Origin of the sequence: Actibacterium sp. (assembly GCF_041584535.1) — a bacterium.
Classification (GTDB): domain Bacteria; phylum Pseudomonadota; class Alphaproteobacteria; order Rhodobacterales; family Rhodobacteraceae; genus Actibacterium_D.
Genome location: NZ_JBFHDW010000120.1, coordinates 1 through 7,750 on the forward strand (window position 1 = coordinate 1; position 7,750 = coordinate 7,750).

At 65.2% G+C, this 7,750-nt stretch carries 10 protein-coding genes; all 10 read left to right on the forward strand.

Translation table 11 applies throughout. The features are described from left to right. The first annotated feature begins 71 nt into the window (after positions 1-71). Positions 72-413: a head-tail adaptor protein gene (locus ABYW26_RS07615; protein ID WP_372604176.1), complete on the forward strand. Its 342-nt coding sequence runs from the start codon at positions 72-74 to the stop codon at positions 411-413. After that, on the forward strand, positions 410-820 hold the full coding sequence (locus tag ABYW26_RS07620; RefSeq protein ID WP_372604177.1) for a DUF3168 domain-containing protein: 411 nt from the start codon (positions 410-412) through the stop codon (positions 818-820). Before ABYW26_RS07615 ends, ABYW26_RS07620 begins: the two co-directional genes overlap by 4 nt. A 20-nt stretch (positions 821-840) precedes the next feature. After that, positions 841-1,254, forward strand: a complete 414-nt coding sequence (locus ABYW26_RS07625) for a phage major tail protein, TP901-1 family (RefSeq protein ID WP_372604178.1) — start codon at positions 841-843, stop codon at positions 1,252-1,254. Continuing rightward, complete coding sequence (locus ABYW26_RS07630) at positions 1,254-1,583, forward strand: gene transfer agent family protein (RefSeq protein ID WP_372604179.1); 330 nt, start codon at positions 1,254-1,256, stop codon at positions 1,581-1,583. The genes ABYW26_RS07625 and ABYW26_RS07630 overlap by 1 nt, the downstream gene beginning before the upstream one ends. After that, entirely contained in the window at positions 1,570-1,770 is a 201-nt protein-coding gene (locus ABYW26_RS07635) for a rcc01693 family protein (RefSeq protein WP_372604180.1), read from the forward strand. Before ABYW26_RS07630 ends, ABYW26_RS07635 begins: the two co-directional genes overlap by 14 nt. Further along, positions 1,767-2,420 carry a phage tail tape measure protein gene (locus tag ABYW26_RS07640; protein WP_372604181.1) on the forward strand — a complete coding sequence of 218 codons (654 nt, stop codon included), beginning with the start codon at positions 1,767-1,769 and terminating at the stop codon, positions 2,418-2,420. The genes ABYW26_RS07635 and ABYW26_RS07640 overlap by 4 nt, the downstream gene beginning before the upstream one ends. Positions 2,421-2,430: 10 nt before the next feature. Continuing rightward, entirely contained in the window at positions 2,431-3,063 is a 633-nt protein-coding gene (locus tag ABYW26_RS07645; protein ID WP_372604182.1) for a TIGR02217 family protein, read from the forward strand. A gap of 5 nt (positions 3,064-3,068) precedes the next feature. After that, positions 3,069-3,947: a DUF2163 domain-containing protein gene (locus tag ABYW26_RS07650; RefSeq protein WP_372604185.1), complete on the forward strand. Its 879-nt coding sequence runs from the start codon at positions 3,069-3,071 to the stop codon at positions 3,945-3,947. After that, on the forward strand, positions 3,944-4,390 hold the full coding sequence (locus ABYW26_RS07655) for a peptidase (protein WP_372604183.1): 447 nt from the start codon (positions 3,944-3,946) through the stop codon (positions 4,388-4,390). Before ABYW26_RS07650 ends, ABYW26_RS07655 begins: the two co-directional genes overlap by 4 nt. 6 nt (positions 4,391-4,396) lie before the next feature. After that, the coding region (locus tag ABYW26_RS07660) for a glycoside hydrolase/phage tail family protein (RefSeq protein ID WP_372604184.1) at positions 4,397-7,750 on the forward strand (3,354 nt) is incomplete at its 3' end.

Consider the following 7,750-nt stretch of genomic DNA (forward strand, 5'->3'; position numbering starts at 1 on the left):
GGGATGCCGTTCGGGGTTCTGGCGTTGCTTGAACGCTGGCGCACAGTGCGGATTCTGGGCGGGGGTGCCACATGAGAGGCCTGCCGAAACTGAGCCGCCGTCTGGTGCTGGAAGCGCCGCAACGGCTGCCGGATGGGGCGGGCGGGTTCGTTCAGTCATGGGGGCCGCTGGGGTCGATGTATGCCGAGGTTTTGCCGGGGTCGGGGCGTGAGGTGGCCGGGCAAAGCGTGGCCCTGTCGCGGCTGAGCTATCGCATCACCGTGCGCGGCGCGCCGGTGGGTGCCAGTTTCCGCCCCAAACCCGACCAGCGCTTTCGTGAGGGCGACCGCATTTTCCGCATTCTGGCCGTGACCGAACGCGATGCGCGCGCGGCCTATCTGACCTGTTACGCCGAAGAGGAGGGCGCGGCATGAGCTATGGCGCGGCAGCTGCCTTGCAGGCGGCGGTGTATCAATGGCTGACCTCGGATGTGGCGCTGACCCAATTGGTCGGCAGTGCGATCTATGACGCGGTGCCGCCGGGCGACCTGCCCGAGCTGTATGTCAGCCTTGGACCCGAGGACGTGCGCGACCGCTCGGACAAGACCGGCGGCGGCGCGGTGCATGTGTTTACGGTGTCGGTGGTCAGCAGCGCGGCGGGTTTCGCCAGCGCCAAGGCCGCCGCAGTGGCGGTGTCTGACGCATTGGTGGATGCGCCGCTGGCGCTGAGCCGCGGGGCGTTGGTCGGTCTGGCCTTTGACAAGGCACGGGCGCGGCGGGTGCAGGACGGCGACATCCGCCGGATCGACCTGACCTTTCGGGCCCGCGTCGATGACGAATAATTCAATTCAGGAGTGAGAACATGGTGGCCCAAAACGGCAAGGACCTTTTGATCAAGCTCGACCTGACCGGGGATGGCCAGTTCGACACTATTGCGGGCCTGCGCGCCACGCGGATCAGCTTTAACGCCGAGCAGGTGGATGTGACCAGTCTGGAAAGTCAGGGCGGCTGGCGTGAATTGCTGGCCGGGGCCGGGGTGAAATCGGCCTCGATCTCGGGCTCGGGCGTGTTCAAGGATGCGGGCACGGATGAGCGCGCGCGGCAAATCTTTTTCGACGGCGAAGTGCCGAATTTTCAGGTGATCATCCCGGACTTCGGCGTTGTCGAAGGGCCGTTCCAGATCACCTCGGTCGAATATGCCGGCAGCTATAACGGAGAAGCGACCTATGAGCTGAGCCTCGCGTCGGCCGGGGTTCTGAGCTTTACGGCGCTGTGATGGTGAACCCCTATGCGGGCGAGGTGGCGCTGGTTCTGGATGGCCAGCGCCACGCCTTGAAGCTGACGCTTGGCGCCTTGGCTGAACTGGAAACCGCGCTGCAGACCGGCACGCTGATCGGGTTGATCGAACGCTTTGAAACTGGGGCTTTTTCGACCCGCGATGTGCTGGCCCTGCTGTTGGCTGGGCTGCGGGGTGGCGGCTGGCACGGCACCTCCGGCGATTTGGCCGGGGCCGAGATCGGCGGCGGGCCGGTCGAGGCGGCGCGGGTTGCCGGGGCGCTGATTGCCCGCGCCTTTACCGTTCCGGGTGACCATGACGCGGTTTGACTGGCCCGGTCTGATGCGGGCCGGGTTGCTGGGGCTGCGCCTGCGCCCGGATCAGTTCTGGGCGCTGACCCCGGCGGAATTGCTGCTGATGCTGGGGCATGGCAGCGGCCCGGCTCCGATGGCGCGCGACCGGCTGAACGAGCTGGCCCGCGCCTTTCCCGACACCAAAGAAAGGTCTGAGACATGAGCGAGCTGGACAAGTTCGACGACCAGATTGCGTCGCTGGAGGACAATCTGGCGCAAAGCACTGCGCAGGCGATTCAGTTCGATGTCGAACTGGCCCGGATGCGCGAAAGCGTCAGCCTGACCAGCCGCGAGGTCGGCACGTTGTCGCGTTCGATCGGGCGCGGGTTGCGCAGTGCCTTCGAGGGGCTGGTGTTCGACGGGATGAAACTGTCGGACGCGTTGAAACAGGTCAGCCAGTCGATCTCGCAAGCGGCATATAACGCCGCGATCACGCCGGTTCAGAACCAGCTGGGCGAATGGATTGCCGCCGGGGTTGAGGGCATTGTCGGCAGCATGGTGCCTTTCGCCAAGGGCGGCTCGTTCACCCAAGGCCGGGTGATGCCCTTTGCCACCGGCGGTGTGGTCAGCAACCCGACCTATTTCCCGATGCGCGGCGGAACCGGGCTGATGGGCGAGGCCGGTCCCGAGGCGATCATGCCGCTGACCCGCGGTGCCGATGGCCGCCTTGGGGTGCAGGCCCGGGGCGGCGGGCAAGCGGTTCACGTCACGATGAATATCACCACCCCGGACGTGCAGGGGTTCCAGCGCAGTCAAAGCCAGATCGCCGCCGCCATGGGCCGCGCGATGAGCCGCGGCCGTCGTAACACTTAAGGAGAGCGTCATGGCATTTCACGAGGTTCGATTTCCTGCCAACTTAAGCTTCGGCTCGGTCGGCGGGCCGGAACGGCGCACTGAGATCGTGACACTGGCCAACGGGTTCGAGGAACGCAACACGCCGTGGGAACACGCCCGCCGTCGCTATGACGCCGGGGTGGGGCTGCGGTCTTTGGACGATGTCGAGGCGTTGATCGCGTTTTTTGAGGCCCGGCGTGGCCAGTTGAACGGATTCCGCTGGAAGGACTGGTCGGATTTCAAATCCTGCAAGCCCTCGGGCACCGTCGGTGCGCTGGATCAGAAGATCGCGGTCGGGGACGGTGAGACCAAGGTGTTTCAACTGACCAAGACCTATATTTCGGGCGGGGAAAGCTATGTGCGCACCATCCGCAAGCCGGTTCTTGGCACGGTCAAAGTGGCGGTCGACAGCGATCCTCTGGTCGAAAGTATCGGCTTTGACGTCGATCTGAACGCCGGGCTGGTGACGTTGACCGACGCGCCGGATATCGGGGTGCCGATCACGGCCGGGTTCGAATTCGACGTGCCGGTGCGGTTTGATACCGACACGATTCAGACCTCGGTCTCCAGCTTTCGCGCCGGTGATGTGCCACGGGTTCCGATCGTGGAGGTGCGGCTGTGAGCGGGATGAGCGATCAGTTTCAAGCGCATCTGGACAGTGGCGCCACGACCCTGTGCCGGTGCTGGGCGGTGACGCGGCGCGACGGGCAGGTGTTGGGCTTTACCGACCATGACGGGGCGCTGGCGTTCGAGGGCATCAGCTTTCGCGCCAATACCGGCATGAGCGCCCGCGCCCTGACCCAGACCACCGGCCTGTCGGTCGACAATACCGAGGCGGTCGGCGCGCTGTCGGATGCGGCGGTGTCCGAGGCGGATATTCTGGCCGGGCGCTATGACGGCGCCGGGGTCAAGGCGTGGCTGGTGAACTGGGCTAACCCGGACGACCGGATCGTGCAATTCGTCGGCGAGATCGGCGAGCTGATGCGCGCCGGTGGCGCCTTTCGGGCCGAGCTGCGCGGTCTGACCGAGATTCTGAACCAGCCGCAAGGCCGGGTTTACCAGCATGCTTGCACGGCGGTGCTGGGCGACGGGCTGTGCCGGTTCGATCTGGGTCAGAGCGGCTATGTGCATCGGGCGCAGGTCGAAGAGGTTGACGCGGCGCGGGTGTTCCGCTTCACCGGTCTGAACAGCTATGAGCCGCGCTTGTTCGAGGCCGGTCTGCTGACGCTGACAAGTGGGCCGGGGGCTGGTGCCCGCGGTGTCATCAAGAATGACCGCTATATCAGCGGCACCCGCGTGGTTGAACTGTGGGAAAGCCTGCGGGTCGCGGTGCAGCCGGGCGATGATTTGACGCTGACGGTGGGCTGCGACAAGCGGGCCGCGACCTGCCGGAGCAAATTTGTCAATTTCGAGAATTTTCGCGGTTTTCCGCATATCCCGGGCGAGGACTGGCTGATCAGCTATCCGACCAAGGGTGGCGCGAATGATGGCGGCAGCCTGACGTGACGACGGACACAGGTGCCCGCGCGGTCCAGATCGCGCGGCAGTGGCTGGGCACGCCTTATCGGCATCAGGGTTCGGTCCTTGGCGCGGGTGCGGATTGTCTGGGCCTGATCCGTGGCATCTGGCGCGGTCTTTATGGCGCGGAACCGCTGCCGGTGCCGCCCTATACGCGCGATTGGTCGGAACCCGGCGGGCACGAGGTTCTGTGGCAAGCCCTGGACACGGTCCTGCGGGCCAAGCCGGTGCCCGAGGCTGCGCTTGGTGATGTCATTCTGTTTCGGATGAAATCGGGGGCGGTGGCCAAGCATCTGGGGGTTCAGACCTGCGTCGGCGCCCGGGCCGGATTCATTCATGCCTATTGGGGTCATGGGGTGGTGGATAGTCCGCTCAGCCCCCCTTGGGCGCGCCGGATCGTGGCGCGCTTTGCATTTCGAGACGGGGAGTAAGCGACAATGGCAACGATTGTTCTGTCAGCGGTCGGCGCGGCGGTGGGTTCGGCGGTGGGGGGCTCGGTTCTGGGCCTGTCCAGCGTGGTCATCGGGCGGGCGGTCGGCGCCACGCTGGGCCAGGTGATTGACCAGACGCTGATGGGCAGCGGTTCGGCCGCGGTCGAGACCGGCAAGGTCGATCGCTTTCGCCTGACCGGTGCCAGCGAAGGTGCGGCGGTGAACCGGCTTTATGGCCGCAACCGCATGTCCGGTCAGGTGATCTGGGCCTCGCGGTTTCTGGAAAGCACCGACAGCAGCGGCGGTGGCAAGACCTCGGGGCCCGAGGTCATCAGCTATAGCTATTCGGTCAGTCTGGCGATCGCGATTTGCGAGGGGCAGATCCTGCGCCTTGGCCGGGTCTGGGCCGATGGGGTCGAGATGGCCAAGGACGATCTGAACCTGCGGCTGTATCACGGCACCGAGGACCAGCTTCCCGATCCCAAGATGGAGGCGGTCGAAGGCGTGGGTCTGGTGCCCGCCTATCGCGGCATTGCTTATGTGGTGATCGAGGATCTGCCGCTGGCGCCGCATGGCAACCGGGTGCCACAGTTCAGTTTCGAGGTCGTCCGGGCGGTGCCGACTGACGATATCGACCAAAAGGCGCTGAGCGACATCGTGCCCGGCGTGGCCCTGATCCCCGGCACTGGCGAATATGCGCTGGCGATGACGCCGGTCTATTACGGTGAAAATCCCGGCGAAAGCGCTGCGGCGAACATCAACACGCCTTCGGGCAAGACCGATTTCGCCACCTCGCTGGAGGTGCTGAATGACGAGATGACGGCCTGTAACGCCGCGCTGCTGGTGTCGTGCTGGTTCGGCGACGACCTGCGCGCGGGGCATTGCAGGTTGCAGCCCAAGGTCAACCAGAACTCGGTTTTCGCTGAACCGATGGAATGGATGGTGTCGGGGCTGACCCGGGCCGAGGCGTTGGAAGTGCCGGTTCAGGACGACCGCCCGGTCTATGGCGGCACCCCGGCCGATCATGCGGTGGTCGAGGCGATCACAGCGCTGAAGGCCGCAGGCAAGGCGGTGACGTTTTATCCGTTCATCCTGATGGATCAGGTGGCCGGGAACGACTTGCCCGACCCCTATAGCGATGCGGTTGGGCAAGCGAACCTGCCGTGGCGCGGGCGGATCACCACGGACTATGCGCCGGGGGTGCCGGGCTCGACCGATCGCACCGCCGCCGCCGAGGCCGAGGTTGCTGCGTTTTTCGGAGCTGCTCAGCCCGGCGATTTTCAGGTCGATCTGGACCCGGCCTATGCGGGTTTGACCGAGGTGCCGCCGGGCCTGCCCCTGCCGCCCGCATTGCTGGGGGGCAATTCGACGGTCAGCTATAGTGGACCGGCAGAATGGTCTTATCGCCGGTTTATTCTGCATTACGCGCATCTTTGTGCCGCCGTGGGCGGGGTCGGGGCGTTCTGCATCGGCTCGGAAATGCGCGGCCTGACCCGGATTCGCGGGGCCGGTGACACCTTCCCGGCGGTTGAGGCGCTGAAGGCGCTGGCGGCGGATGTGCGCACGATTTTGGGGCCTGAGGTCAAGATTGGCTATGCGGCGGACTGGTCGGAATATTTTGGCTATCAGCCTCAGGATGGCTCGGGCGATGTGTATTTCCATCTGGACGCGCTGTGGTCCGATCCGAATATCGATTTCATCGGGATCGACAATTACATGCCGATGTCGGATTGGCGCGATGGCGACGATCATGCCGATGTGGCGTGGGAGACGATCTATGATCTGGACTATCTGCGCGCCAATATCGAGGGTGGCGAGGGTTATGATTGGTATTACGCCAATCAGGCCGCCGCAGACGCGCAGCGCCGGACGCCGATCAGCGATGGCGCTTACGGCGAGGATTGGGTGTTCCGCTATAAGGACATCCGCAACTGGTGGTTGAACCCGCATTACCAGCGGATTGCCGGGGTGCGTCAGGCCAGCCCGACAGATTGGGTGCCGCAATCCAAGCCGGTCTGGTTCACCGAATTCGGCTGTGCCGCCATCGACAAGGGCACCAACCAACCGAACAAGTTCCTTGACCCGAAATCGTCGGAATCGGCGCTGCCGGCTTATTCCTCGGGGCTGCGGGACGATTTGTTGCAGCAGCAATATCTGCGGGCGATGATCGGCTATTGGTCGGACCCGGCGCGCAATCCGGTATCGGTTGAATATGACGGTCCGATGATCGACATGGCGCGCGCTCATGTCTGGGCCTGGGATGCGCGGCCCTATCCGCATTTCCCGGCCAATACCGAGCTTTGGGGCGATGGCGCCAATTACGCGCGCGGGCATTGGCTGAATGGTCGGGCGTCGGCGCAGTCTTTGGCGGCGGTCGTGGCCGAGATTTGCGCACAGTCCGGGGTCGATGGGGTGGAGGCGTCGCGGCTTTACGGGTTGGTGCGCGGCTATGCGATCAACGACATTCAGGGCGCGCGATCCAGCCTGCAACCGCTGATGCTGGCCTATGGGTTCGACGCGGTCGAGCGCGACGGTCAACTGCGGTTCCAAAGCCGGGGCAACCGGGTGGATGGCGCGATCAGCGTTGGTGAACTGGCCGTAACCGGCGAGACCGAGGGCGATTTTGAGATGATCCGGGCGCCACGGGCGGAAACTGCGGGGCGGGTGCGGCTGAATTTCGTCGAATCCGAAGGTGATTACGAGACCCGCTCGGCCGAGGCGATCTTTCCCGATGAGGCGACGCTGGGCATTTCGGTATCGGATGTGCCGCTGGTGCTGACCCAGACCGAGGGTCGCGGCATTGCCGAGCGCTGGCTGGCTGAGGCGCGGGTGGCGCGCGACCGGGCACGGTTCGCGCTGCCGCCGTCGCGGATGGATCTGGGCGCGGGCGACGTGGCCGAGTTGCAAACCGCCGTCGGGCGGTCGTTGTTCCGCATCGACCGCGTCGAGCAGGGCGCGGCGCAGTTGATCGAGGCCGTGCGGGTCGAACCTTCGGTCTATGCGCCATCTGACGCGGTGGAAGAGGCGGTATCGCTGGCGCCTTTCGTGCCACCGGTGCCGGTGTTCCCGCTGTTTCTGGACCTGCCATTGCTGACCGGGGCCGAGGTCGAACACGCGCCGCATCTGGCGGTGACGGCGACGCCGTGGCCCGGAAGCGCGGCGTTGTTCAGTGCGATTTCTGACGCGGGCTATAGCCTGAATACGGTTCTGTCGCAAAGCGCCGCGATTGGGGTAACGCAAACCCCTTTGTTCCGCGCCACGGCGTCGGAATGGGATCGGGGTCCGGCGCTGAGGGTGCGGATGTCGGGCGGCGGGGGCTTGGCCTCGGCTGATGTGAACGCCGTTCTAAGCGGTGCGAAC